Source organism: Marinobacter nauticus ATCC 49840, assembly GCF_000284615.1.
Taxonomy (GTDB): domain Bacteria; phylum Pseudomonadota; class Gammaproteobacteria; order Pseudomonadales; family Oleiphilaceae; genus Marinobacter; species Marinobacter nauticus.
This window is the reverse complement of the sequence record NC_017067.1, coordinates 204,478-229,094: the sequence shown is the minus strand read 5'-3', so window position 1 is coordinate 229,094 and position 24,617 is coordinate 204,478. Positions and strand designations below refer to the sequence as shown.

Genomic DNA, 24,617 nt, shown 5'->3' with positions numbered 1-24,617 from the left:
CCGAGGGGCGAGCGCCGGGACAATTCATCGTCCCCGACGCCGCCCGGGAATGCTAATCATCGGGTTTTACTGACAAATCGGGCAATCAGGTCTTTCAGACCACCGGCCATCTGGCTCAAAGTATCGCTGCTCTGTTTTGCCGCATCCGCCTGTTCATCGCTCTGGTCAGCCAGGCTGGCAATATTCACCACCTGGCGATTGATCTCATCAGAGACCTGACTCTGCTCTTCGAACGCCGCCGACATGGTGATAAAACTTTCGGAAATGCGATCCACGGAACTGACGATGGCATTAAGTGCATCGGCAGCGCCCTGCACCCGGTTGAGGCCATCACCGGCAATCTGTTCCCCTGCGCGCACCGCGTTTACAGTTTGATCCACCTGGGCACGGAAATCTTCAACCACCTCGTGGATGCGTACCGTCGACTGCCGGGTCCGCTGCGCCAGTGAGCGAACTTCATCAGCGACCACCGCAAAGCCCCGGCCCTGCTCTCCAGCCCGAGCTGCCTCAATGGCGGCGTTGAGGGCCAGAAGATTCGTCTGATCAGCGATTTCACTGATCAGATCTGCCGCCTCGCCAATGCTACGGGTGGATTCGCCCAGCCGGCCCACCGAGTCGCCAATGCCCTGAACCTGATTCACCAGTTGCTGGATGGCGCCCAATGCCTCACCACTGCGCTCGCTACCCTCATGGGCCTGGCGATTGGCCTGTTCCGCTTCCCGGGCATTGTGATTAACAGATTCGACCACCTCCTGGATGGAGACGGTCATTTGGTTGATGGCCGAAGCGGTCTGGTCCGTTTCAGCGCGCTGCCGCGCAATGGCTGCTGCGCCCTCGGTAATGTAACCATGGGAAGCGTGAACCTGCTCAAGCAATTGTTCGGCCTGATCATCTATGCGGGCCAATGCGGTTCGGATTCTCGCCTCCTCACTCACCAGCATCAGTGCCAGCCGGGACATCAGTCCGCGCTCATCGCTGTAGGTTCGGGCAACGATAGGGTCCTGGAAGGCATCCGGACGCAGTTCCAGCAAGCTCTTGAGCCGGTTGGAAAGCGAGGTAAACACCAGACCAAAACCCAGAACGTGACCAACCACTACCAGAAGCACGGCCAAAGCCGGAGACTCGAACGCGAGGGCGCCCAGACTCAAGCCCAGGGACACCATAAAGGGCCAGCCTGAACGGACCATGGTCAGAATCCGGTTGCGCCAACCGGAACTCAACCCACCCTCGGAGATCTCCTTATACAGCCGTTCAGCACGGGCAATCTGCTCCCGGGTAGCGGCGACCCGCACGGATTCATAGCCCACCATCTGGCCATTCTCCCAGATTGGCGTGGCGTAAGCGCTCACCCAGTAATGGTCACCAGACTTGGCCCGGTTCTTCACAACCCCCATCCAGGCCTTGCCGGCTTTCAGGTATTCCCACATGTCAGCAAAAACCGCCGGGGGCATATCCGGGTGCCGGATAAGGTTATGGGCCTGACCGATCAGTTCGTCCCGGCTGTAACCGCTGATGGTGACGAAGTCATCATCACAGTAAGTAATCACCCCCTTGAGAGTGGTCGTACTGATCAACCGCATTCCTTCAGGGATGTGGATCTCGCGCTGAGTGACAGGCAGGTTCTTGCGCATGGGGAACTGTTCGTCCGTTGGCCCGATAAAATTTAACGGCGACAGCTTAGTTATAGATATATATCAATGAAATAGCGAATGGGTTACGCCGTGTCCTATTCGTGTAACGACAACAGGCCACGGCGCTTTAGAAAAAATTCAGGGAACTCAGGAGGATGCAACCAGCTTTGCCCTGGGATGATAGCGAGCATTCACCCACAGAGAGAATCCGATCACCACACCACCAACGGCCAGGCGCAGCAGATCTGCATCACGATTCCAGATCAGCAGATTGACCAGCAAGCCAGCCGGTACCAGGGCATTGTTCATCACCGCCAGGGTGCCTGCATCGACCTTGCAGGCACCGCGATTCCACAGGTACAGCCCCAGACCGGACGCCGCCAGGCCCAGCCAGCCAAGAATGCCCCACTGCAACGGTGTTGACGGCAACTTGTCCGGGTTACCAAAAATCAGGAACGAGGGTAGCGCGATAACCAGTGCGCCCATGAAGAAGTAACCGAAAGTGCGATACCCAGGCAGCGCCAGAGGGTAACGTTGCATCACGTGCTTGTAGCCAACCTGGCCGGCAGCGAAGGTAAAGTTGGCCACCTGCAGCAGCAGGAACCCGGTGATGAAATCCTCACTGAGGCCATCGTACCGGATGATGCCGGCACCGAGTGTGGCAATGGCCGCAGCCAGCAACGCCACCGGTGAAAACCGGCGGGCCAGGGCATCATCCACCAGAGTCACGTACAGAGGCGTAAAAATGGTGAACAGCAGAACTTCCGGTACCGTCAGGTAACTGAACGAGCGATACAGGCACAGATAGGTGATGCCGAACTGCAGCATACCAGTCACCAGGATGCCCAGCTTCATACCGGAGGGAACACCCCGCCAGCGGGTAAACGGCAGGAACACCAGGGCTGCCAGCAAGACCCGGCTCAACACCGCGAAGTCGCTGTCTACACGGCCAGCCAGGAACTCGCCGATCAGACTGAACGAAAAGGCCCAGAGTACGGTTACCAGAACCAGTAAGACCATCGATTGCACCACCCCTGTTGTATGCCGGGCGCCTACTTTACTGCTTTACGGTGGGTTTTGCAGCGGCGGCAGACGGGGAAACCCCTATAAGCACGAGTCCGCAGGCTGAGGTACCATGGCCGGTCCTGTACCAGTGCCACGCTACAATTCCGGAAAGACCAGAGCGCCATGGACGAAACCCATCAGCCACTACCCGAAGCCCGCCAGCCGCTGATTCAGCGCACGCTCGCCGAATGGAAAACACTGGCCATTCTGGGCGGCCCGATTCTGATTGCCCAGGTGGCACAGATGGCCAATGGTGTGATCGATACCGTGATGGCTGGCCACGCCAGTGCCGAAGACCTCGCGGCCGTGGGTATCGGCAGCAGCCTGTGGATGCCGCTTTTCCTGTTTTTCATGGGCATGCTCGGCGCCTTGCAACCGATCATTTCCGGCTACAACGGCGCTCGGACAACCCATAAGATCATGCCCGCAACCTGGCAGGGCATCTACATTGCGGCGGGCGGCACCGTAGTGATGGCGCTGTTGCTGACCAATGTCCATCCCGTCCTGGCCCTGCTGAGACTCGACCCGCACACCGCCGGCATCACCCAGGGTTATCTGGACGCATTCGCCTGGGGCATTCCCGCGCTGCTGCTGATCAACGCTCTTCGGGGTCTGACCGACGGCCTGGGACATACCCGGGTGATCATGGCATTTTCCGTGCTTAGCACGCTGATCAACCTGCCCCTGAACTACATCTTCATTTACGGCAAACTCGGGCTGCCCGCCATGGGCGGTGTCGGCTGTGGCTGGGCCACATCCATCTCCAACGGTGTCGCCGCCATCGCCATGCTGATCTATCTGAACCGCAGCGAGACCTTCCGTCAGTTCCATCTGGTTGCCGATTGGGTAAAACCGGACTGGGCTGGCATTCGGTACATCCTGCGCATTGGCGTCCCCATCGGCTTCACCATCTTCGTCGAAGCAAGCATGTTTGCCGTGATCGCCTTGTTCCTGGCACCGCTTGGCCCAGTGGTGGTAGCCGGCCATCAGATCGCCCTGAACGTAACCTCGCTGCTGTTCATGCTTCCTCTCAGCCTGGGTATGGCACTGACTCTGAGGGTAAGCTTTCTGACAGGAGCCAACGCCCGGGACTCCGCAAGGCTGATTTCACGCAGCTCGCTGATTCTGGCCTCGGCCATCGCCCTGCTGTTTGCCACCCTGCTGTTCGTGTTCTCCGGCGCGATTGCCAGCCTGTATTCGGGCGATGCCGAGGTTCAGGCGGTCACCATTCGGCTGCTCACCTTCGCCGCCATGTTCCAGATTGCCGATGTTATCCAGGTAACCTGTATCAGCGCCCTGCGCGGCTACAAGGACACGCGCATTCCCATGTTCATCATGCTGTTTTCATTCTGGGGAGTGGGCCTGCCGCTGGGATATGTGCTGACATTTACCGACTGGGTATGGCCGGCGCTGGGCGCTGCGGGTTTCTGGGTAGGACTGACGGCCGGGCTGACCTCCGCCAGCCTGTTACTCGGCTGGCGCCTGTTTCATTACCAGCCTTCCACGCCCGTTGATGAAGACACTCAGCCTGCAACCGTGGGAACCGGCTCTGGCATGGGCTGACCAATATCCTCGGCATAAACAATCCGGTCACGCCCGGTTTCCTTGGCGGTGTACAGCGCGTTATCGGCCCGGGCCAGCCAGCTTTCCACACTTTCGCCATGGCCCAGCAGGGCTACGCCGAATGACGCGGTTACCGGCCCGCCGGGGTGTTTCATGTATTTTCGGAGCACCTGCTGAAGATTGTTCATCACCGCACGCAGATTTACGCCATCAACGCCTGGTAGCAGCAATACAAACTCCTCACCGCCATATCGGAACAGCTGATCGGAACGGCGGGTATTGCTCTCCAGCAAGGCCACCAGCTCGGTGAGCACTTCGTCGCCCACGCCGTGGCCATATTCGTCGTTGATCCTCTTGAAATGATCAAGGTCCAGCAACACCAGAGCGTAGGGCAAGCCGGAACGCTCGGCATTGGCAGCGGCCACATCCAGCTCTTCATCCATGGAACGGCGGTTCTTTACGCCGGTCAGCGGGTCAATGGTGGCCAGTTGCTCCAGGCGCCGGCGCTGGCTGTGGTTGCGATGAGCAAAGACATAGGCGCAGGCACTGACCACAACGGCGGTCGAAGAAAACGACCACATCTGCTCCTGGCTACTGAATGCCAGCCCCACCACCATCATCGCCAGGATAGCGGACAGGTTGATACCCACGGCGATTCTCGGACCAACCAGGAAGAAAGAAGTGACCAGGCAGGGGTACAACCAGAATAGCCCCGGATCACCCACGATGCTGCCCACTACCACAGCACCGTAGGATGAAATAATTGCCATGACCAGGCCCGTCCTGCGGGTATCTCCCGTTAACCAGGCATAAGCCATACTCGTCGCAATGCCGCCCAGGATCGTACTATCCACCACGCCAGCCAGCAGATTACCCTGCATGAACCGCAGCACCGCAAACGGCGTAATGCCCACCAGCCCGCTGATGCCCAGCAAGGTAATGATGGATAACCGAAAATCGTTTTTCAGGCGGTGAAACATGCAGCTCAGAGTCCGACAAAAGTCTGATTTAGGATTCTAGAATAGCCCAAGCTTTTCAAACGGTCGTTCCAGGGCAACGATTCTTAACAAATCTACCACCAAAGGCGACACAATGTGACCCACATCACGCTTTGCTTTTCTCTAATATTCCAATGTAATCCACTTTATAATCGACCAGGCAACGATCATTAGCTTCAAACCTATTGGCCAGTCATACTATCGCGCACCGGCTGCAGATTCAGGAACATTGTGTCTAACTCACTGATAAGAATAGCCCCCGGGGCACTCACCCTAGGCAAGCCACTGCCCTGGGATGTTTTCGACTCAGAAGGCAATATTCTTCTGCGTCAGGGCTATGTGATTCAGACCAACAGCCAGCTCGAGCAGCTGTTTGAAAGAGGGCGCTTCAAGCCCCGGAAGATCGAGCGACCGAAAGAGGAAACCTTTGAAGACCTGCGCCAGCGGAATCCGTTTGCAGAATACGGAGACTTGCTGACCACGCTGGAAGTCACACTCAACGCCATTACCTCGGAAGATCCCACCGCCCAGAAACGCCTGCTGGGTCTGTGCCGAATGCTGGATAAAACCTGCCAGGAGGCACCCGACGCCAGCCTGGCATTGGTGCACCTGTATTCGATCAGCCCCACCATCCATGAACAGATCCTGTTCTACGGCATCCTGTGCCATTTTATCGCACGCCAGTTCGGGCTGGAGGAAAAGCGGGCCACCGTGCTCACCGCCGCCGCGCTGACCGCCAACCTCGCGCTGGTGCCTGTGGCAGACCAACTCAACGCCTCCAATACGGTGTTGACCGATGATCAGCGGGCGGTCATTCGCAAGCATCCAGCCCGAAGCATTCAGGCACTGACGTCGGCCGGCATCAATAACAAGCTGCTGCTGCGTATCATTGCCCAACACCACGAACAGGCCGATGGCTCGGGGTATCCTGAAGGGCTCAGCGGTAGCGATATCCTTCCGGAAGCAGAAATCCTGGCCCTGGCCGAGCGCTATGTGGCGATGATCACCAAGCGCGCTTACCGTAACCGGATGAATATCACTGAGGCCCGCAAACTCATCGCCACCCTGGCGGACGGCAAGTTCCGGCCGGCGATTCCGCGTTCATTACTGCAGGTATTGGGGGATCATCCTCCAGGCATGCTGGTACGGCTGGTAAATAACGAGGTGGGCGTTATTACCCGTCGGGCAGTGCGGGCACGCGGTCCTTTTGTACAGGCGATATTCGGACCCCGAGGTAACCGCTACAGTGGCACCTTTGAGCGCGATACAAGCCTGCTGGAATACAACATTCGAGCGCCGGAAGAGCCCGAGATCATGCCATCCATGGATTTCAGCATGCTCTGGGGCTTCCGCTCCTGAATCAGATCAGCCCAAGTGCCCGGGCATGATGGTTCAGGTGATCGTCAATGAACGAGGCGATAAAGAAGTAGCTGTGGTCATAGCCCCGATGCATACGCAGATTCAGGTGATGATGGAATTTCTCACACACATCGGCCAGGGCATCCGGATTCAGCTGGCTGTCCAGAAACTCATCGGCCGTACCCTGGTCGACCAGTAGCGGCAGCCGTTCCTTTGCCGTCGGAATCAACACAGTGGCATCCCAGGCTTCCCACGCCGACTGATCGTCACCCAGGTATCCGCTAAACGCCTTCTGGCCCCAGGGGCAGGCCATGGGGTTGGCAATTGGAGCAAAGGCCGATACCGACTTGTAATACCCCGGGTTCTTCAAAGCCGCAATCAGAGCCCCGTGCCCGCCCATCGAATGGCCACTGACCGAACGTTCGCCGTTCAGCGGCAACTCGTTTTCCACCAGCTGCGGCAGCTCCTTGACCACATAGTCATACATCCGGTAATGCGGCGCCCAGGGCTGCTGGGTCGCGTTCACATAGAAACCGGCTCCGGAGCCAAAATCATAGCTGTCATCCTCGCCGGGCAGATTCACGCCTCGGGGGCTGGTATCCGGGCAGACAATGGCTAGGCCCAGCTTTGCAGCGAGTTTCTGGGCGCCGGCTTTCTGCATGAAATTCTGATCGGTGCAGGTGAGGCCCGACAACCAGTACAGCACCGGCACCTCTTTAGCCTGAGCACCCAGCGCCGCAGGAGGAAGAAACACCGCAAATTCCATGTCGCACTCCAGGGTAGCGGAGGTATGGCGATAGCGGCGGTGTTCTCCGTCGAAACAGACGTTGGTGGATAACAGGTCCATAGATCCCCCCGGAGTTAAAGATGTGGTTAGCGATTAGTCTTCAGCCCCGGCATAGCTGGGTTTGTCGATACTGAAACCGGACTTGGCAAATTCCGCAAGAATGGCAGTACGCGTTACGATACCAACCAGTTTGCCATGATCAACCACCGGGTACACTTTTGGCTTACCGGCCCCCAGATTCTGGGCCAGATCCACCACCGACATGTCCGGCGATACCGTCATCGGCTGCCGGAACATCACGTCATCCACAATGGGATCACCTTCGTGGTGGTAGTTGCTGACCAGCAGCGAGTGTATACAGTCCTGTTCCGAGACAAAGCCCAGCACACGGCGATGATCATCCACCACCGGCAAACCGGTAACATGATTGGCCAGCAGGGCTTTCACCACCCTGGTGACCGGCGTACCACAGCGTATCGGTTCAATGTGGTTCCACATCACTTCAGATATTTTCAATGAGCGCATCGACAACTTCCTTTCAGACAGAATAACGGTGCCCGATTGAGCACTTCCATACCCTAAACATAGGCAAAGCACACAGAAATGAAAAACCGGCGTTATGAAAACGGTTTACATCGGATAATTGTCGACTAAACTCAATGGGTTATGCCCTTTCAGGGCTCAATAATCCTGATTCATCCGTGGTAAACAGTGGGAGAACCCATGGAAGCCATTTCCAATTTTGTAAGTGAAATCAACGGACTGGTATGGGGCCCTCCCATGCTGGTGATGATTCTGGGCGTCGGCCTGTTTCTGAGTATTGGCCTGAAATTGATGCCGATCATGAAACTGGGGGCCGGTTTCCGCCTGATGTGGAGCGGCCGGGCCCGCGGTGACGAGGATGACGGCGATATTCCCCCGTTCCAGGCCCTGATGACCGCACTGTCTGCCACCGTGGGTACCGGTAACATTGCCGGTGTTGCCACCGCAGTCTTCCTCGGCGGCCCCGGTGCGCTGTTCTGGATGTGGCTCACAGCCCTGGTGGGCATGGCCACCAAATATTCAGAAGCCGTTCTGGCGGTTCGCTTCCGGGAAGTGGACGAGCGCGGCAACCACGTGGGCGGCCCCATGTATTACATCCGTAACGGCCTCGGCAGCAAGTGGGCCTGGCTAGGCATCCTGTTTGCGGTGTTTGCCTCTGTGGCCGCCTTTGGCATCGGTAACACGGTTCAGGCCAACTCCGTCGCCGATGTGCTGGAAACCAATTTTGGCCTGCCCCACTGGGTAACCGGTGTGATCCTGATGGTACTGGTGGGCATGGTACTGATTGGCGGTATCAAGCGTATCGGCCAGGTAGCCAGTGCGCTGGTGCCGTTTATGGCTGTGTCCTATGTGCTGATTGGCCTGATCGTACTGGCCATTAACGCCAACCAGATTCCGGAAGCCATCAGCATGGTATTCAGCTATGCCTTCAGCCCGGCTGCAGCCGAGGGCGGGTTTGCCGGTGCTGCGGTCTGGGCAGCCATCCGCTTTGGTGTGGCCCGGGGCATCTTCTCTAACGAAGCAGGTCTCGGCTCTGCCCCCATCGCCCACGCGGCAGCGCAAACCAAGAACCCGGTCAAGCAGGGCATGGTGGCCATGCTGGGCACCTTCATCGACACCATCATTGTCTGTTCCATCACCGGCCTGGTCATCATCACCTCCGGTGCCTGGACGTCCGGCGAAACCGGGGCGGCACTGACTTCCCTGGCCTTTGAAACCGGCCTGCCGGGCTTTGGTAACTACGTGGTGGCGATTGCCCTGGCGATCTTCGCGTTCACCACCATCATTGGCTGGTCTTTCTACGGCGAGCGCTGTATTGAATTCCTGTTCGGTGTGAAGGCCATTCTGCCTTACCGGGTACTGTGGATTGTGGCCATTCCGGTGGGCGCCACCATCAACCTGGGCTTTATCTGGCTGGTGGCCGATACCCTGAACGCCATGATGGCACTGCCCAACCTGATCGCCCTGCTGCTGTTGAGCCCGGTAGTGTTCAAACTGACCCGGGAGCACTTCGACAAGCAGAAGGCTCTGGGCGTGGAGTAATACCCTGTCTATGCAAGACGCTCACAAGGATGTGAGCGAACCGTTGGATGCGCCAGATCAAGTCCCCCTTGTAACTGGCGCATCCATCACCACAGTTACTCGTATACACTGATCAGACAACAACGGCGGGCAACGCCGGCGCAATACACGAATTTGCCAACAACCGTGTCGAAGGAGAGTAAGTATGAGTCTGCGTCTTGGAGATACTGCACCCGATTTTGAACAGGATTCCACCGAGGGCCGCATTCGCTTTCACGAGTGGCTGGGCAATGGCTGGGGCGTGCTGTTTTCCCACCCGGCCGACTTCACCCCGGTGTGCACCACCGAGCTGGGCCTGACTGCCAAGCTCAAAGACGAATTTGCCAAACGTAACGTCAAGGCCATTGCCCTGAGTGTCGACCCGGTCGATTCTCACCACGACTGGATCAAGGACATCAACGAGACTCAGGGCTGCACGGTCAACTTCCCGATCATTGCGGACCACGACCGCCAGGTGTCCGAGAAGTACGACATGATCCACCCGAACGCCAACGACAGCCTGACCGTGCGTTCGCTGTTTATCATCGACCCGAACAAGAAGGTTCGACTGATCATCACCTATCCGGCATCCACCGGTCGTAACTTCAATGAAGTGCTGCGGGTAATCGATTCCCTGCAACTGACCGACGAACACCGCGTGGCCACACCCGGCAACTGGGAGAGTGGCAGTGATGTGGTGATTGTGCCGTCACTGCAGGATGAAGATGAGATCAAAAAGCGCTTCCCGAAAGGCTACAAAGCCGTGAAGTCCTACCTGCGGATGACACCAGACCCACGTGCTAACTGGAGTGGTGACTGATCCACCGCCACAAACAAAAAGGGCAGCCAAATGGCTGCCCTTTTTTATGCTTGAGAGCACCTGAAGGCACTCCGTTCCGATCAGAACGCCGGAACAACCGCACCCTCATACTTCTCCTTGATAAAGTCTTTCACCGCATCGGATTTCAAGGCATTGGCCAGCTTCTGCATGGCTTCGCTGTCCTTGTTGTCCGGACGGGCGACCAGAATGTTCACGTAAGGAGATTCGGAGCCTTCAATCACCAGAGCATCTTCAGACGGGTTCAGGCCCGCTTCCAGCGCGTAGTTGGTGTTGATCAGCGCCAGGTCCACCTGGTTCAGGATACGCGGCAGGGTCGCCGCTTCCAGTTCCTTGAAGTCCAGGTCTTTGGGGTTGTCGGCAATATCACGCGGGGTCGCAGTGATCTTGCTTTCGTCCTTAAGGGTAATCAAGCCCGCTTTCTGCAGCAACAGCAGAGCACGGCCACCATTGGTGGGGTCGTTGGGGATGGCCACAACCGCACCTTCTTTCAGCTCGTCCAGAGACTCGATCTTGCTGGAGTAGGCGCCGAACGGCTCCACGTGAACGCCGGTCACAGTCACCAGATTGGTGCCACGGCCGTCGTTGAACTCATCCAGGTACGGCTGGTGCTGGAAGAAGTTGGCATCCATACGCTTCTGATCAACCTGGATGTTGGGTTGCACGTAGTCGGTGAACACCTTCACATCCAGCTCCACACCCTGTTCCGCCAGGGCCGGCTTCACGAATTCCAGCAGCTCGGCGTGGGGTACCGGAGTCGCGGCCACGGACAGTTGTTCTGCCGAAGCAGCGGTCGAGAAGGTTGCAACAGCGGCCAGAGCCACCAGAGTTTTCTTCAGGTTCATAACAAATCTCCTGCGTTAATTATTTACGGCTGAAATACAGAACCAGGCGATCGCCCGCCATCTGCAACACCTGCACAAAGATCACCAGCAGGGCCACAGTAATCACCATGACGTCGGTCTGGAACCGCTGGTAACCGAACCGGATTGCCAGGTCACCAAGGCCGCCGCCACCAATAACGCCAGACATGGCTGCGTAAGACACCAGAGTAATGGCCGTTACCGTAATGCCCGCGATAATGCCGGGAAGTGCCTCCGGCAGCAAGGCGCCAAAGATGATTTGCCGAACATTCGCACCCATGGCTTGGGTTGCTTCAATAATGCCCCGGTCCACCTCCCGCAAGGAGGTTTCCACCAGGCGGGCAAAGAACGGAGCACCACCGGCCACCAACGGGGGAATCGCGCCGGCCACACCCAGGGAGGTGCCGATCAGCATTACCGTGAACGGGATCATCACAATCAGCAGGATGATGAAGGGCACAGAGCGCAGCACGTTCACAATAAACGACAGGATGGCGTAGGCCACCGGCTGTTCCAGCAACTGACGCTTGCCGGTCAGGAACAACAGCACACCTATGGGCAAGCCAATCAATACGCTGAACAACAGCGACATGCCCACCATCACCAGGGTATCCCAACTGGCCCAGCCAATTTCGGCCCAGTCCACGTTCCCCATAAGGCTTTCCATCAAGGCTTCCATCAGCGCACCACCTCCACATGAACTTCAGCGGCTTCCAGCGCTTTCATGGCGACCTCCAGATCGCCGCCCACCAACGACAGGGTCAACTGGCCGTAGGGCGTGTCCTTGATGTGATCAATCCTGCCCGAGAGAATACTGAAATCCACACCGGATTCCCGGGCAACACTGCCAAGCAACGGTTTGTACGTGGATTCCCCCTTGAACGTCAGTCGCAGAATACGACCCTCGGCTTTCTGCAGATCTTCCTGCAACTCATCGCGATCGACGTTTTCGCTTTCGAACACAAAATCCCGGGTGGTCGGGTGCTGGGGGTGCAGAAAGACTTCACTGACCGGCCCCATTTCCACCACACGGCCGGCATCCATCACCGCCACCCGGTCACAGACACGGCGCACCACATCCATCTCGTGGGTAATCAGCACAATAGTCAGGCCCAGTTCCTTGTTGATGTCCGCCAGCAGCTTTAGTACCGACTGGGTGGTTTGTGGGTCCAGGGCGCTGGTGGCTTCATCGCACAGCAAAATAGTCGGTCGGCAGGCCAGAGCGCGGGCAATGCCTACCCGCTGTTTCTGCCCGCCAGACAACTGGGACGGATATTTGTTGGCATGATCGCTCAGGCTCACCCGTGCCAGCAGCTCATCCACCCGACTGCGAATTTCAGCCTTGGAATAAATGCCCGCCAGCTTCATCGGGAAGGCAATATTGTCAGCCACCGTCTTGGACGACAGCAGATTGAAATGCTGGAAAATCATGCCCACTTTGCGTCGGAAGGCCCGCAACTCTGCGGCGCTGTAGCGGGTGATGTCCTCGTCGTCGATCAGGATGCGACCGCCGGTGGAGGGTTCCAGTTTGTTGATCAGTCGGACAAGGGTCGATTTGCCCGCGCCGGAGTGGCCGACGATGCCGAACACCTCACCGGTCTCGATGGTCATACTGGTGGGATGCAGCGCGGGGATCGCCCGGCCAGCCACCTGGTACGACTTTTCTACCTGGTCAAATACAATCACGATCAGTGCCTTGCAGATGCGTCGTTAAAACAGGCGATTATAGCCTATTCAGGGGGCAAACCCGAATCCCGCCCGGTGGCCCGCAGGTGGGTACTTGCCCTTACACCAAAAGGTACCTGACAGACCCGTCCCGGCTCAGCTAAACTCGTATCCACAAAGAACATTAACAACTGTCCACCATTCCGAGGCGCGCCCCTTCCGTGACTACTCCGTCCGAAACTTCGCCCTCAAGGATGAACTCAACCCAGGCATGGGTTTCCTACCTGAGCAAGGTAGAGTTGCCGGTTTTGGCCAACACCCTCCGGCAGATCAACGAACTGACAGACAGCCGCAACAGTACCGTCAATGAGTTGGCAAACGTGATTCTCAATGATGCCCAGCTCACCTCCCAGGTGCTCCGGTTATCCAACACGGTGTTTTACAACCAGACCCGCACCCAGGTCAGCACGGTCAGCCGGGCCATCACGCTGATCGGCTTTGATGCCGTGAAGTCCATGGCGATTTCGTCTCTGATTGTCGATTCCCTGCTTAAACGCAATGATCGCCCCCACCTGCTGCGATGCCTGGCCAGGGCGATTCACGCCGCGGTACAGGCCCGCTGTCTGATGCCCAAACGCACCGAGCACGCCCTGGAAGAAGTCTTTATCGGCGCTTTGCTGATGAACATTGGGGAACTGGCTTTCTGGTCCTGCGAAACCGAGCAGGCCAGCGAACTTGAAGAGCGCCTGCGGCTGGAAGAGCCCCCGGTCGAAGCCCAGAAAGCGGTGCTGCATACCACCTTTACCGAAATAACCCGCGGGCTGGTGGATGCCTGGTCGCTGGGACCGTTCATCAAGGAAGTGGTAGCGCCGGGAAAAGCCAACTCCATGGCCAGCAGCCTGGTCCGCAACAGCGTCGAAATGGCCCGGGTGTCCGAGAGCGGCTGGAGCGGGGCCGAGATGGACAAGGTGCTCGAGAAGCTCTCTGACGACATCGGTGAAACCCCCGCCGCCATCCGTGATCAACTCAAGGTAAACGCCCAGGAAGCCAGCAAAGTGGCGGTTTCTCTGGGCATCCCGCAAGTGACCGCTCTGCTGCCGGGCAACCAGGAGTCAGCCCCCGATGCCCCGGCCATGGACTCCGATCTGCAACTGCAGATTCTGCGGGAGCTAACCCAGACCCTGGCGGAAAAACCGGACATCAATGAGGTCTGCCAGTTGGTGATTGAGGGGATTCACCGGGCCATCGGCATGCAGCGCGTAGCCCTGTTGATGACCGACCGCTCCGGCGAATTACTGGTACCGCGCAAGGTAGGTGGCCGCGGCACCGAAGAGTGGCGCGAGCACTTTGTCATAAAGAAAGACGGCACCGGGCCCCTTGGGCCGCTGTTGCCTCATGGCACCTGCGCCGTCTATGAGCCTCGAAAGCAGACCGAGGGCGTACCCTACGACCGCTGGCTGGGGAAAGTTCCGGCGCTGGCAGGCTCGCTGAAAGCCAAGGGCCGATTGGTAGGCTTGTTCTACGCTGATAATGCGGCCGCAGGCTATGTGCCATCGGAACAGCAATTGGCGGCGTTTGGCCACTTCATCCAGAACGCCCAGTTGTGCCTGACCCTGATGTCAGCACGAGGCTGATTACGGGGGTTACTGGAAAAATACAAAGCATCGACCATACTTCTTTTTCACAGGGAGCTCACCAAATCCGTTCTAGGCATGGAGCATCAGACTGTGGAAATGGAAACCGCCACAATGCGCCCCTCCCCGGCCGATGCCGTGGTGTTGCTGCGACCAGACGGGGTCGTGGAAGACTGGAACTCTGCTGCGGAGATCCTGCTGGGGTTCACGCGGGAAGAAGCGGTGCAGCAGCCGCTTGCCGATCTTATCGAGCTTACGGATTCAGAACACCGTGCGCTTACCCTGGATTTTGGTGACTGTGGACGCAGCCTGTCCACGCAGGGCCTGTGCCGGTCTAAAAAAGGCCAGTCCTTTCCCGTCGAGGTCGTTTGCAGCCCGGTCGATGTTCAGGGCGACAGCCTGGTGGTTACCCTGATCCGGGATGTTTCAGAACTCAAGCGGGCCGAGCAGAAATTCCGGGGCTTACTGGAATCGGCGCCGGATGCCATCGTCATTGTCAAACAGGGCGGCCGCATTGTGCTGGTGAACTCGCAGGCGGAATCCCTGTTTGGCTACCACCGGGACGAGATGATCGGCCAGAACGTCGAAATTCTTATGCCCGAACGTTACCGGGGCCAGCATATTGGTCATCGGGATGGCTTTTTCAAAGATCCCCGCGTTCGACCTATGGGCATGGGCCTTGAGCTGTTTGGTCTCAGAAAGGGTGGCATCGAATTCCCCATTGAAATCAGTCTCAGTCCGCTGGAAACCGAAGAGGGCATACTGGTGTCCAGTGCGATTCGGGACATTACCGAGCGTAAGCGCTTCGAGCGCGCCCTCCAGGATAAAAACCAGGAACTCGCCACCGCCAACAAAGCCAAGGACCAATTCCTGGCCAGCATGAGCCACGAACTACGAACCCCGCTCAATGCCATTATCGGCTTTACCGGCACCTTGCTGATGGGCCTCCCCGGGCCACTGAACGACGACCAGAAAAAGCAACTCGGCACCGTGCGCTCCAGTGCACAACACTTGTTATCCCTTATTAACGACTTGCTGGACGTTGCGAAAATCGACGCGGGCAAACTCGAACTGAAGCCAGAGAACATCAATCTGAACCAGTTGCTCGAAGAAATACACGGTACCTTCAGCCTGCAGGCTCGGGAAAAGGCACTCGAGCTTGGTCTGCAACTGCCCGATCAGCCCGTCAACCTGGAAACCGACCGACGCGCTCTGAGCCAGATCGTCATGAACCTGATCAGTAACGGCCTGAAGTTTACCCACCAGGGCGGCGTCTACCTCACCCTGATGCGCCCGAATCCCCAATCGGTGCATGTTTGCGTCCGGGATACCGGCCCGGGTATTGATACCTCGGCTCAGGAAAACCTGTTTCAGCCCTTTTCACGCGGGGTGCTGTCATCAAGGCGCACGGAAGGCACTGGCCTGGGCCTGTACCTGAGTCAGAAGCTGGCCAACCAGTTGGGCGGCAACATCCAGCTTCAACGCTCCGATGCCAGCGGTTCGGAATTCCTTCTGAGCCTGCCGGGTGGATGACCATGAAAGCCACCGTGCTGCTCGTGGAGGATGATATGGCCAGCCTGGAACTGGCCGCTTACCTGCTGGAGCATCAGGGCTATCGGATACATCGGGCCGAGGATGGTCGTCGGGGCCTGGACATTGCGCGACGCCTGGCCGATCAGCTGGATCTGATTCTGAGCGATATTCAGATGCCCAACATGGATGGCTATGAACTGCTCCGGGAACTGCGCGGGAACCCGGCTATGGCGGGCATTCCAGTCGTTGCCATTACAGCGTTTTCCATGCGCGGAGACGAGCAGGCCATCCTGAATGCGGGATTTGACGGCTATATTTCAAAACCTATTGATCCAGAACGTTTTGCCACTCAGGTAGGCCAGTGGTTATCGGCTGAACCACGGTCTTAACTTGCCAGCGTAAGGAGAGCGGTAACATGGCAAGGATACTTATTGTTGATGATCATGAACCCAACCGGGAGCTGGTTGCTTCCCTGGCGGGCTATCTGGGCCACGAGATTCTGGAAGCACCGGACGGCGAAAAAGCCCTGGCCGTCGTCCGGCGACACCGCCCGGACCTGGTGATCTGCGATCTGTTGATGCCAGTGATGGATGGCTATGAATTTGTGCGTCAGGTGCGACAGGATCCGCGCATTGCCGACACCGAAATCATGTTCTACACCGCCAACTATCGTGAAGATGAGGCACGCACACTGGCCAGCCAGTTGGGAGTTCACCGAATCATCTTCAAACCCTGTGTGCCCGAGGACGTGCTCGAAGCCATAGAAAGCGCACTTCGCCCGACAGATTCTCCGCCAGAGCCCACTCAGGCGGTGGATGAAAACCGCTTCGACGCCGAGCATACCCGAGTCCTGACCGACACCCTGTCCCGCAAAAGCGATGAACTGGAAAAGGCGAATCGACGGCTCGCCGCCCTCACCGAAATCAATCTTCAGCTTTCGGGAATGCGCGATGCCGGTCGTATGCTGGAGACGATCTGTCGCGATGCCCGCGCCCTGGTAGGCGCCAGCTATGGCATTCTGTGTGTCAACGAGAGCCACAACGGCGACCAGCAGATTCGGCTTTTCCTCAGTGGCTTCAGTCCCGAACTGAAACAACAACTCGCCTGCCCGGGAATCAATGACGGGGTTCCCGGTGCCGTGTTGCGGGACAGACTCTCGAAAAGACTCCATGCCGGGGGCCATCAGGCGCTGAAAATCGGTCTGCCAGAAGGCTATCCACCCGTTCAATCCTGCGTGGTTTCGCCAATCATGTCGGCGACGGAGGTTTACGGCTGGGTCTGCCTGATCAATCGCCTGGACGACGAGCCATTCAGTGAGGAAGACGAATGGCTCTGCAGCTCTCACGCAGCCATGGCTGGCCGGGTCTATGAGAACCGCAGCCTGTATCTGCAACTGGAGAGCCGGGCCCGCAAGCTGCAACTGTATGACCGGGCAATCGAAGAAAGCAGCAACGGCATTGTGATCTGTCTGGCCGATAAAACACGGGATAACCCGGTCATCTACGCCAACCGCGCCTTCAGCATCATGACCGGTTACAGCCACGACGAGATCATCGGCCTGAGCCCCCGCTTCCTGCTGGCCAACGATCTGGCCCAGCCGGGACTGGAAAGGCTGCGCAACTGCATGCGCCATGGCGGCTCTGCCCGAGCCATCCTCAGAAACTACCGAAAAGACGGCAGTCTGTTCTGGAATGAAGTAGCGCTTGCCGCAGTCCATAACGAACACGGCGAGATTGCGCATTTCATCAGCGTTTTCAATGATGTGACAGATCGGAAACGGTATGAGGCGGCGCTGGAGTATCAGGCCAATCACGATGACCTGACCGGGCTGCCAAACCGTAACCTGCTTCGGGACCGGCTGGAACATGCCATTGCCAAGGCGACACGCGAGCGCACCAAGCTCGCGGTGCTGCTGCTGGATCTGGACCAGTTCAAACGCGTGAATGACGGTCTGGGCCACAAAATCGGCGATACCCTGATTCAACGGGTTGCCTCCCGAATGAGTCAGTGTGTTCGTGACAGCGACACGGTGGCCCGCCTCGGGGGCGATGAATTCATGATTCTCAGTACCGATATCCGCGATGAGCGGGCGGCGGCCACCCTTGCGCAGAAGCTGCTTCGGCAGTTCCGACAGAAGGTAGCCATTAACGGCCATGAAATCATCGCCTCCGCCAGCATCGGCATCGCCATGTTTCCGAAGGATGGCGATAACGGCGATGAATTATTCCGGAATGCCGATACCGCCATGTACCGGGCGAAGGACGTCGGCAGAAATGGCTTTCAGTTCTATTCTGCGGAGATGAATAACCGCATGCGGGAGCGGCTCTATCTGGAACAGTCGCTCCGCAATGCCATTGGCCTGCATCAACTGTCACTCTGGTATCAGCCGAAACTGGATCTTGCCAGTGGCTCGGTCAAAAGCGCAGAAGCCCTGATTCGATGGCGCCACCCCCAATTGGGCATGATTTCTCCCGGGGACTTTATTCCCATTGCCGAAGAAACCGGTTTAATACTGCCCATCGGCGCCTGGGTGATTGAAGAAGCCTCTCGCCAGCTCGCCGAATGGCGTGATCAGGAGAACCAGGACATTCGGGTTGCAATCAACATCTCGGCCTATCAACTCAGTCATGGCAAACTCACGGATCAGGTTATCCAGGCCCTGGACAGCCTGGGACTGGATCCGCAGTCACTGACCATTGAGGTGACCGAAACCGCCATCATGACCCAGATGGACAAGGCCGTTTGCGAGCTTCAGTCACTCAGGGAAATGGGCATTCGCGTCGCTCTCGATGATTTCGGCACCGGCTACTCAAGCCTGACTTACCTGAAACGTTTTCCGATCGATATCCTGAAAATTGACCGGAGTTTCGTCTCCGACATCGCCGAAGACGAGGAAAGCGGGGCCATCGTCAAAACCATCATCAACCTGGCCCACAACCTCAACATGACCGTGGTGGCGGAAGGTGTGGAAACAGAGGCGCAACTGGAATTTCTGAGGATGAACGGATGCGACGAGGTACAGGGTTACTATTTCTGCAAACCCCTGCCGTCGGAAGAGTGCCTCGAGTTCCTGCGCTGCCGGCGTTAGCAGGGCCGGAACTCAAAGCTGGTGGTTAATGAAGCGAGCGCATCTGCCTCGGATAGAGGGCCGCACTGACTTCCGGCTCTTCCAGCAGATCTGCCAGTTCCCGATCCACGTCGGTTTCCTCGCCCTCATCCGGCAGCGGCTCGAACAGAGTGCTCAGCCAGGAAGCCACGGACGGCGCGTTGTCTCGATCGTAGTCGGTAGACAGCGCCTTGATCCGGCGGAAGCCGATAATGCGTTGGTGGCGCGGGTCGCGGATCTGCTCGAAACCCCGCCAGTAGATGCGATCACGGGTGTGAAGTTGGACGAACAGGGTATCGATGGGGCCATTATCGTCATCCCGGGCGTCGTCATCAGTCGCCGCCTGCTCAGGCTCGGGCTGGCCTTCGGCCGGTTTGCGGCGGATGGTGGTCCAGGCCGGATAGAGCACCGCGACCGCGTCGGCCTCCACATGTTCCCTGGCCGCTCTCAGAATAAGCCCCCAGCGAGCCTTGTCGGCATCAGTCTCCAGTGAGTTGATGGGAAGGTCGTAGCTCTGATCACTGGACAGGACGATCGCCATCATGGGGGCGTCCAGTTCCCCCATGGCTTCAGCCTGCGCTACGGATACCAGATCGTCGATTGCCATCGATTGGTTCATAAGATGCTCGCCTCCTCGATGCCATCAGGGTGGTCAGGAACCGGTGTCCCTGACTAACAGCATAGCCTGTTCCACATGGAAAGATAAACGTGGAGTTGGTCACCGCGGATCACAACCCCCGGAGAAGGTTTTTTCTTCGACCTCAGAAAGCATCCTCAAGTCGCTCGTAGTTGCTGAACCACGGATTGGCCTCTTCCAGTTGAGCAGCAACCTGCAGCAGGCGGTCTTCACCACCGTGGGCCGCTCCGAACTGCACCCCCACCGGCAGTCCGTCACGGGTCCAGTAAAGGGGTACCGACATCGCCGGCGTTCCCGTCAGGTTGGCCAGTTGGGTGAACGGTGTCCTGGCCAGGCTTTCCAGGGCCATCTGGTCTACCTGTCCACTTCTGTGCACCAACTTTCCGGCTTTCAGGCCCAGCATCAGCCGCGCCACCAGCTTCAGGTGAGCAGGTGTATCCATTTGTCCGATCCGGGCCGGTAACTGGCCAGTGGTGGGACACAGATAAAGATCAAAACGATCGAAATAGGCCCCGAGGGCCCGGGCGAAATCGTTCCACTGCTGGCGCAGGCGAATATAGTCTGGCAGCGGCATGGTGCGCCCGAGCATACCCAGCAGCCGGGTTTCCAGCTCAAAATCCCGATCGGTGGCGCCGAATTCGGTTTTCGCGCGTTCCACAAGCGCGGATACCTCACCGAAGTACAACGCCAGGTAGCAGCGGGCCAGGGCGAGCCCATCAAACTCCGGGCGGGCATACTCTACATCGTGGCCCAGGGATTCCAGCGTGCGTGCCGTTTCTTCAACTGCGGCGACGCATTCCGGCGCCACCTCGGTGTCATAGGGTGACGAGGTAAATGCGCCGATTTTGAGGCGGCCCGGTGACTGCTGCATCAGGTCCGCCCAGGGGGCCGATGGCTGTGGAATGGTAAACGGATCGCCACTGGCCGGACCGGACAGCACATCCAGCATCGCGGCGCTGTCCCGGACCGTCCGGGAAACCACATGATCGGTAGAAGCTCCGGTCCAGGCCTCGCCAGCGTATGGGCCAACCGAAATCCGGCCCCGAGACGGTTTCAGCCCGAACAAGCCATTGTAGGCGGCCGGAATACGAATGGAGCCGCCGCCATCGTTGGCACCCGCCATGGGCACAATGCCAGCCGCGACCGCAGCACCAGAACCGCCGCTGGAACCACCCGGCGTGCGCTCGGTATCCCAGGGGTTACGGCTGGGGCCCCACAACGCCGATTCGGTCACGGCCTTGAGGCCGAATTCCGGGGTTGCCGTGCGGCCAAGAAAAACCAGCCCGGCCTCCCGGGCACGGCGCACAAACTGGGAATCCCGCGTGGCCACGTTCTTCAGCAGAGCCCGGCTGCCGCAGGTACAGGGATGCCCGGCCTGCTCCTGCGCCAGATCCTTGAGCAACAAGGGCACCCCGGCGAAGGGACCCTGTGCAGGAAAATCCTGATCCATGGCCTCCGCAAACTGCGGGTGGCAGATGGCATTCAGGCGCGGGTTCACGGCGCTGGCACGGTCGATAGCGGCCTCGGTCACTTCCCGGGAGGTGACTTCACCCCGGCGAATCAGATCGGCCAGGGCCGTGGCATCGTAACGAAGATATTCGGACGGTTTCATTGGCAACCCTGCTTGTTGTTCTTCGGCGAAAGTCCCCTGGACATTCCCGTTATAAACCGGAAACTCAGGAGCTTACGCCAATACCAGAGTGAGTTCCATGAGCCTGATCGTGTTTCCGGAAGCCCTGAGCACAAGCGTGATGGTGTTCCTGCTGATGGCTTCAGCGGTTACCTCCATGATCACCGCCACCCTGGGCGCCGGCGGCGGTGTCCTGCTGCTGGTACTGATGGCATCCTGGCTGCCACCGGCGGCGATCATTCCGGTGCACGGCATGATCCAGCTCGGTTCCAACAGTGGCCGGGCCATACTGACCCGGCATCATATCGACTGGAAGGTGATCGCCGCCTTCGCCCCAGGCGTGCTGGCAGGGGCCGGACTGGGTGCCTGGTTGCTGGTCGATCTGCCGGCTCATCTGTGGCAACTGAGCATTGCCCTGTTCGTGCTTTACCTGTGCTGGGGCCCCGGGTTGCCCAAGGCCTCTTTTGGCCCGTTCGGCGTGTTTATCGCTTCTGCCATTACCAGTTTCGTGAGTCTGTTCGTGGGCGCTACCGGCCCCCTGGTGGCGGCGTTTATCAAGCAGATTCACACCGACCGCTTCCGCACCGTCGCCACCTTTGGCACCGCCATGACCCTGCAGCACGCCCCCAAGGCCCTGGTATTCGGCGTGGCCGGTTTTGTGTTTTCGGAGTGGCTGCTCTTTATTCTGGCCATGATCGCCTGCGGCTTTGCCGGCACCTGGCTTGGATTACACCTGCTTAAATCCATCAATAACCGGTGGTTCCACACCGCCTTCAACCTGGTACTTACCCTGCTGGCGTTCCGCTTGCTCTGGCAGGCAGCGCGCTCTGCCGGCTGGCTTGGCTAAGGCCGGTCGCCTTCGTCCGGCAGTGCAATCGATACTACGCAGTTCCGGCCCCGGGATTTGGCGATGTAGCAGCCTTCATCAGCCCGTGCCATCACCTCTTTCGGGCCGTTGTCGTGGGCTGAAACCGGCGTCAGGCCAATGCAGACGGTGACGCCAAACTGGCGACCGTCGTGTTCGATCTTCAACGCCTGCACCTTTGCCCGGATGCTTTCAGCCAGGGTTTCGGCACGCGCCATACCACAGGCTGGCAACAGAATGGCAAACTCATCACCGCCAAGTCGGGCTACCGTATCCGACTGACGCACGGCCTGTTTGAACACCTCCGCCAGCCGCTTCAGCAGATCATCGCCAACCAGGTGACCACCTTCATCGTTGACTGGCTTGAAGTGGTCCAGGTCGATCATCATCAGTACCGCAGGCACCGGTTGCCCGGGCGCATCCGCCAGCGCCTTGAGCAATGAGGCGGTGAACGCCCGCCGATTCAGCAACTGGGTCAGTGCATCGTGGGTGGCCTCCCAGGATAATCGTTCTTCTTCCCGCCTGCGTTCACTGTCGTCCCTGAGTACAAACACCAGCCGTTCCTGCCGCTCGCCCCGTCGCAGATGCAGCATGGTCAGATCGATGTCGTAGATCCGTCCAGCCAGGTTTTCGAGGGTTACGTAGCGATTGTCGATTTCCGCTCCGGACAGAAAAGTGTCGTAAACCAGTTCTTCATTATCGTGGCGGATGGTGACGGATTCGAAAAAGTTATGGCCCACACAGTCATCATCCAGCGCCAGAAAACCGCAGGCGGCGCCGTTGGCGTAGCGGATAGCGCCTTCGGTATCAACCATCAGCACCCCTTCCTGAAGCACATCGAGAATCGAATCCGCCCGCTGCTGTTCCTCGCGAATGGCCCGTTCAAAGCGCATTTCCTGAGTCACATCCCGGACGGCAGTAATGGTACCAATGGCCTGGTCCGGCAGGTCGATCACCGAGGTAATGACATCCACCCAGACATAACCGGGCAGACGATGGGTTAGCAACCGTAGCCGGCTCCTGAAAAAGCTGCGGCGTACCAGAACATTGCGCCACCCTTTCATGGCCTTGTCCCGGTCTTCGCTGGCGACGGTTTCAATCAGGTAGCGATGGCGGAGCCAGTCCTCGGGGCGACCGACAATATCCAGAAACGCCGGGTTCACGAACTCTATACGGCCCAGGATATCAGTGTGTACGATGCCGATAGGTGCATTGCTGGTGAGGGACCGGAAGAAGGCCTCGCGTTCGGCCAGTGACCGGAAAATCTCATCCCGTTCCTGCCGCACCTGGTTGTAGACTTTGGCAACGTTGCGGATCTCCGACCCGCCCACCTCGGAAACAGGCTCCTCCCGCTCACCAGTGTGCCGCTGATATATCTGGACCCCGAGATTGCGCAACGGCGCCAACAACCGGTAGAAGATCCAGAAAGCCAGAGGCGCCAGTATTGATACTACCGCCAGCAACGCCCAGCTGAAGCCACCGGTCATCCTCAGTGCCGGAGCAAAGGCCTCACGCTCGGGCCAGACAGCGGCCACAAACCATGGCACCAGCGCCATTTGCGCATAGCCGGTTATGGTCCCGGTTTTCCGGCCCGGATGATCGTGGGATGTGCCCTCGAAACCGGACATCGCCTGCAGTAAAGAGGGGGACGATTTGCTTACGGGCACCATCACCTCTCCCGACAGACCATCAGCAAGCACGATGCCGTTTTGCGTTATCAGGCGCAGATAGCCGGTCTGGCCCACCCGGACACTGGCAAATTCACTCATGAAATTGTCGCCCTGCAGCAGAATCAGCCCGCCAATCATGCCGATGAATCGCTGTTTTGCATCAAACAGGGGCGCGGCCACCATAACGCCGGGCTGCTCATCAATTACGGTAATGTAGGGAGTGCTGATAATGGGCGACATCCGGCTGACCAGATCGGTGAAGTAGGGGCGCTGCGAGGCATTGAAACCGGGTACGTAATACGACGCCGGGGAAGCTGCCAGTAACCGACCATCGGCATCGAGAATAAAGGTGGCATCGAAAAGCTGGAGCAGGGCATCCTGATTACGCAGCAGGACCCGGGCCCGGTTTTCCAGCACGATCTCGGTAGAGGGGAAGCCTTCGGCCACCAATGTCAGTACATCCAGTCTTTCCGACAGCTTCAGATCCAGTTCCCTGGCGACCATTCCGGCAATGGTTTCCACTTGACCATACGCCATGTCCTCCAGCTCGGCCCGACTGAGCAGCCACCCGATGGCCGCAATGACAACCGCGGATGTCGCCACAAACACCACTACCAAAGCGACCGCTCGGTTGACCAGGCTGCCGAACCATTTTCTGACCAAATTAATC

20 protein-coding genes are annotated in these 24,617 nt (G+C 58.4%); 9 read left to right on the top strand and 11 right to left on the bottom strand.

Going from position 1 to position 24,617, the window contains the following annotated elements:
• Positions 1–56 precede the first annotated feature (56 nt).
• Both MARHY_RS00985 and MARHY_RS00980 read right to left on the bottom strand, forming a co-directional pair.
• Positions 57–1,631, bottom strand: coding sequence for a methyl-accepting chemotaxis protein (locus tag MARHY_RS00985; protein WP_014420179.1), 1,575 nt, complete (start codon positions 1,629–1,631; stop codon positions 57–59).
• Positions 1,632–1,778: 147 nt separating this feature from the next.
• On the bottom strand, positions 1,779–2,651 hold the full coding sequence (locus tag MARHY_RS00980; RefSeq protein WP_041654451.1) for a carboxylate/amino acid/amine transporter: 873 nt from the start codon (positions 2,649–2,651) through the stop codon (positions 1,779–1,781).
• 168 nt (positions 2,652–2,819) lie between these two features.
• On the opposite strand from MARHY_RS00980, the gene MARHY_RS00975 reads away from it, so the two are divergent.
• A complete protein-coding gene (locus MARHY_RS00975) occupies positions 2,820–4,259 on the top strand; it encodes an MATE family efflux transporter (RefSeq protein WP_014420177.1) in 1,440 nt (479 codons plus the stop codon).
• Here the strand turns inward: MARHY_RS00975 and MARHY_RS00970 are convergent.
• The gene (locus MARHY_RS00970; protein ID WP_014420176.1) at positions 4,220–5,239 is read right to left on the bottom strand and encodes a GGDEF domain-containing protein; all 1,020 of its coding nucleotides are present in this window, start codon (positions 5,237–5,239) and stop codon (positions 4,220–4,222) included. The two genes, MARHY_RS00975 and MARHY_RS00970, sit on opposite strands and share 40 nt — an antisense overlap.
• A 249-nt stretch (positions 5,240–5,488) precedes the next feature.
• On the opposite strand from MARHY_RS00970, the gene MARHY_RS00965 reads away from it, so the two are divergent.
• A complete protein-coding gene (locus tag MARHY_RS00965) occupies positions 5,489–6,616 on the top strand; it encodes an HD-GYP domain-containing protein (RefSeq protein WP_014420175.1) in 1,128 nt (375 codons plus the stop codon).
• A 1-nt stretch (position 6,617) separates the two neighbouring features.
• On the opposite strand, the gene fghA is transcribed toward MARHY_RS00965, so the two are convergent.
• Both fghA and MARHY_RS00955 read right to left on the bottom strand, forming a co-directional pair.
• Positions 6,618–7,463 (bottom strand): S-formylglutathione hydrolase, encoded by an 846-nt coding sequence (gene fghA, locus MARHY_RS00960; RefSeq protein ID WP_014420174.1) that lies wholly within the window; start codon positions 7,461–7,463, stop codon positions 6,618–6,620.
• Between the two features lie 33 nt (positions 7,464–7,496).
• Positions 7,497–7,928, bottom strand: a complete 432-nt coding sequence (locus MARHY_RS00955) for a CBS domain-containing protein (protein ID WP_022993417.1) — start codon at positions 7,926–7,928, stop codon at positions 7,497–7,499.
• Positions 7,929–8,126: 198 nt separating this feature from the next.
• Between MARHY_RS00955 and MARHY_RS00950 the strand changes: the two genes are divergently transcribed.
• Positions 8,127–9,488, top strand: coding sequence for an alanine/glycine:cation symporter family protein (locus MARHY_RS00950; RefSeq protein WP_023007812.1), 1,362 nt, complete (start codon positions 8,127–8,129; stop codon positions 9,486–9,488).
• Between the two features lie 184 nt (positions 9,489–9,672).
• On the top strand, positions 9,673–10,326 hold the full coding sequence (locus MARHY_RS00945) for a peroxiredoxin (protein WP_011783808.1): 654 nt from the start codon (positions 9,673–9,675) through the stop codon (positions 10,324–10,326).
• A gap of 80 nt (positions 10,327–10,406) precedes the next feature.
• Here MARHY_RS00945 and MARHY_RS00940 read toward each other — a convergent pair whose 3' ends face one another.
• From MARHY_RS00940 to MARHY_RS00930, 3 genes are read right to left on the bottom strand one after another with little or no spacing between them, the layout of a single operon-like run.
• Complete coding sequence (locus MARHY_RS00940; protein WP_011783807.1) at positions 10,407–11,189, bottom strand: MetQ/NlpA family ABC transporter substrate-binding protein; 783 nt, start codon at positions 11,187–11,189, stop codon at positions 10,407–10,409.
• A 19-nt stretch (positions 11,190–11,208) separates the two neighbouring features.
• On the bottom strand, positions 11,209–11,886 hold the full coding sequence (locus MARHY_RS00935; RefSeq protein ID WP_014420171.1) for a methionine ABC transporter permease: 678 nt from the start codon (positions 11,884–11,886) through the stop codon (positions 11,209–11,211).
• Positions 11,886–12,893: a methionine ABC transporter ATP-binding protein gene (locus tag MARHY_RS00930; protein ID WP_014420170.1), complete on the bottom strand. Its 1,008-nt coding sequence runs from the start codon at positions 12,891–12,893 to the stop codon at positions 11,886–11,888. Before MARHY_RS00930 ends, MARHY_RS00935 begins: the two co-directional genes overlap by 1 nt.
• 200 nt (positions 12,894–13,093) lie before the next feature.
• Here MARHY_RS00930 and MARHY_RS00925 point away from each other — a divergent pair, with 200 nt between their 5' ends.
• The 4 genes from MARHY_RS00925 to MARHY_RS00910 all read left to right on the top strand — a co-directional run bounded on the left by MARHY_RS00925 (position 13,094) and on the right by MARHY_RS00910 (position 19,127).
• On the top strand, positions 13,094–14,506 hold the full coding sequence (locus tag MARHY_RS00925) for an HDOD domain-containing protein (protein WP_014420169.1): 1,413 nt from the start codon (positions 13,094–13,096) through the stop codon (positions 14,504–14,506).
• A 99-nt stretch (positions 14,507–14,605) separates the two neighbouring features.
• A complete protein-coding gene (locus MARHY_RS00920) occupies positions 14,606–16,039 on the top strand; it encodes a PAS domain-containing sensor histidine kinase (RefSeq protein ID WP_226374372.1) in 1,434 nt (477 codons plus the stop codon).
• 2 nt (positions 16,040–16,041) lie between these two features.
• Positions 16,042–16,428 carry a response regulator gene (locus tag MARHY_RS00915; protein ID WP_041654450.1) on the top strand — a complete coding sequence of 129 codons (387 nt, stop codon included), beginning with the start codon at positions 16,042–16,044 and terminating at the stop codon, positions 16,426–16,428.
• Between the two features lie 26 nt (positions 16,429–16,454).
• The gene (locus tag MARHY_RS00910) at positions 16,455–19,127 is read left to right on the top strand and encodes an EAL domain-containing protein (RefSeq protein WP_014420166.1); all 2,673 of its coding nucleotides are present in this window, start codon (positions 16,455–16,457) and stop codon (positions 19,125–19,127) included.
• A 25-nt stretch (positions 19,128–19,152) separates the two neighbouring features.
• On the opposite strand, the gene MARHY_RS00905 is transcribed toward MARHY_RS00910, so the two are convergent.
• On the bottom strand, positions 19,153–19,764 hold the full coding sequence (locus MARHY_RS00905; protein ID WP_011783800.1) for a hypothetical protein: 612 nt from the start codon (positions 19,762–19,764) through the stop codon (positions 19,153–19,155).
• Between the two features lie 142 nt (positions 19,765–19,906).
• On the bottom strand, positions 19,907–21,394 hold the full coding sequence (locus MARHY_RS00900; protein ID WP_041654449.1) for an amidase: 1,488 nt from the start codon (positions 21,392–21,394) through the stop codon (positions 19,907–19,909).
• Positions 21,395–21,491: 97 nt separating this feature from the next.
• Between MARHY_RS00900 and MARHY_RS00895 the strand changes: the two genes are divergently transcribed.
• The gene (locus tag MARHY_RS00895; protein WP_023007819.1) at positions 21,492–22,259 is read left to right on the top strand and encodes a sulfite exporter TauE/SafE family protein; all 768 of its coding nucleotides are present in this window, start codon (positions 21,492–21,494) and stop codon (positions 22,257–22,259) included.
• Here the strand turns inward: MARHY_RS00895 and MARHY_RS00890 are convergent.
• On the bottom strand, positions 22,256–24,610 hold the full coding sequence (locus MARHY_RS00890; protein WP_041655317.1) for a sensor domain-containing diguanylate cyclase: 2,355 nt from the start codon (positions 24,608–24,610) through the stop codon (positions 22,256–22,258). The two genes, MARHY_RS00895 and MARHY_RS00890, sit on opposite strands and share 4 nt — an antisense overlap.
• Positions 24,611–24,617: the final 7 nt, after the last annotated feature.

What these genes read in the sequence shown, in the direction of transcription:
- MARHY_RS00945 (WP_011783808.1), top strand. Translation starts at nt 9,673, where the DNA reads ATGAGTCTGCGTCTTGGAGATACTGCACCCGATTTTGAACAGGATTCC.
- MARHY_RS00905 (WP_011783800.1), bottom strand. Translation starts at nt 19,764, where the DNA reads ATGAACCAATCGATGGCAATCGACGATCTGGTATCCGTAGCGCAGGCT.
- MARHY_RS00950 (WP_023007812.1), top strand. Translation starts at nt 8,127, where the DNA reads ATGGAAGCCATTTCCAATTTTGTAAGTGAAATCAACGGACTGGTATGG.
- MARHY_RS00915 (WP_041654450.1), top strand. Translation starts at nt 16,042, where the DNA reads ATGAAAGCCACCGTGCTGCTCGTGGAGGATGATATGGCCAGCCTGGAA.
- fghA (WP_014420174.1), bottom strand. Translation starts at nt 7,463, where the DNA reads ATGGACCTGTTATCCACCAACGTCTGTTTCGACGGAGAACACCGCCGC.
- MARHY_RS00975 (WP_014420177.1), top strand. Translation starts at nt 2,820, where the DNA reads ATGGACGAAACCCATCAGCCACTACCCGAAGCCCGCCAGCCGCTGATT.
- MARHY_RS00980 (WP_041654451.1), bottom strand. Translation starts at nt 2,651, where the DNA reads ATGGTCTTACTGGTTCTGGTAACCGTACTCTGGGCCTTTTCGTTCAGT.
- MARHY_RS00900 (WP_041654449.1), bottom strand. Translation starts at nt 21,394, where the DNA reads ATGAAACCGTCCGAATATCTTCGTTACGATGCCACGGCCCTGGCCGAT.
- MARHY_RS00955 (WP_022993417.1), bottom strand. Translation starts at nt 7,928, where the DNA reads ATGCGCTCATTGAAAATATCTGAAGTGATGTGGAACCACATTGAACCG.
- MARHY_RS00920 (WP_226374372.1), top strand. Translation starts at nt 14,606, where the DNA reads ATGGAAACCGCCACAATGCGCCCCTCCCCGGCCGATGCCGTGGTGTTG.
- MARHY_RS00940 (WP_011783807.1), bottom strand. Translation starts at nt 11,189, where the DNA reads ATGAACCTGAAGAAAACTCTGGTGGCTCTGGCCGCTGTTGCAACCTTC.
- MARHY_RS00910 (WP_014420166.1), top strand. Translation starts at nt 16,455, where the DNA reads ATGGCAAGGATACTTATTGTTGATGATCATGAACCCAACCGGGAGCTG.
- MARHY_RS00970 (WP_014420176.1), bottom strand. Translation starts at nt 5,239, where the DNA reads ATGTTTCACCGCCTGAAAAACGATTTTCGGTTATCCATCATTACCTTG.
- MARHY_RS00985 (WP_014420179.1), bottom strand. Translation starts at nt 1,631, where the DNA reads ATGCGCAAGAACCTGCCTGTCACTCAGCGCGAGATCCACATCCCTGAA.
- MARHY_RS00895 (WP_023007819.1), top strand. Translation starts at nt 21,492, where the DNA reads ATGAGCCTGATCGTGTTTCCGGAAGCCCTGAGCACAAGCGTGATGGTG.
- MARHY_RS00935 (WP_014420171.1), bottom strand. Translation starts at nt 11,886, where the DNA reads ATGGAAGCCTTGATGGAAAGCCTTATGGGGAACGTGGACTGGGCCGAA.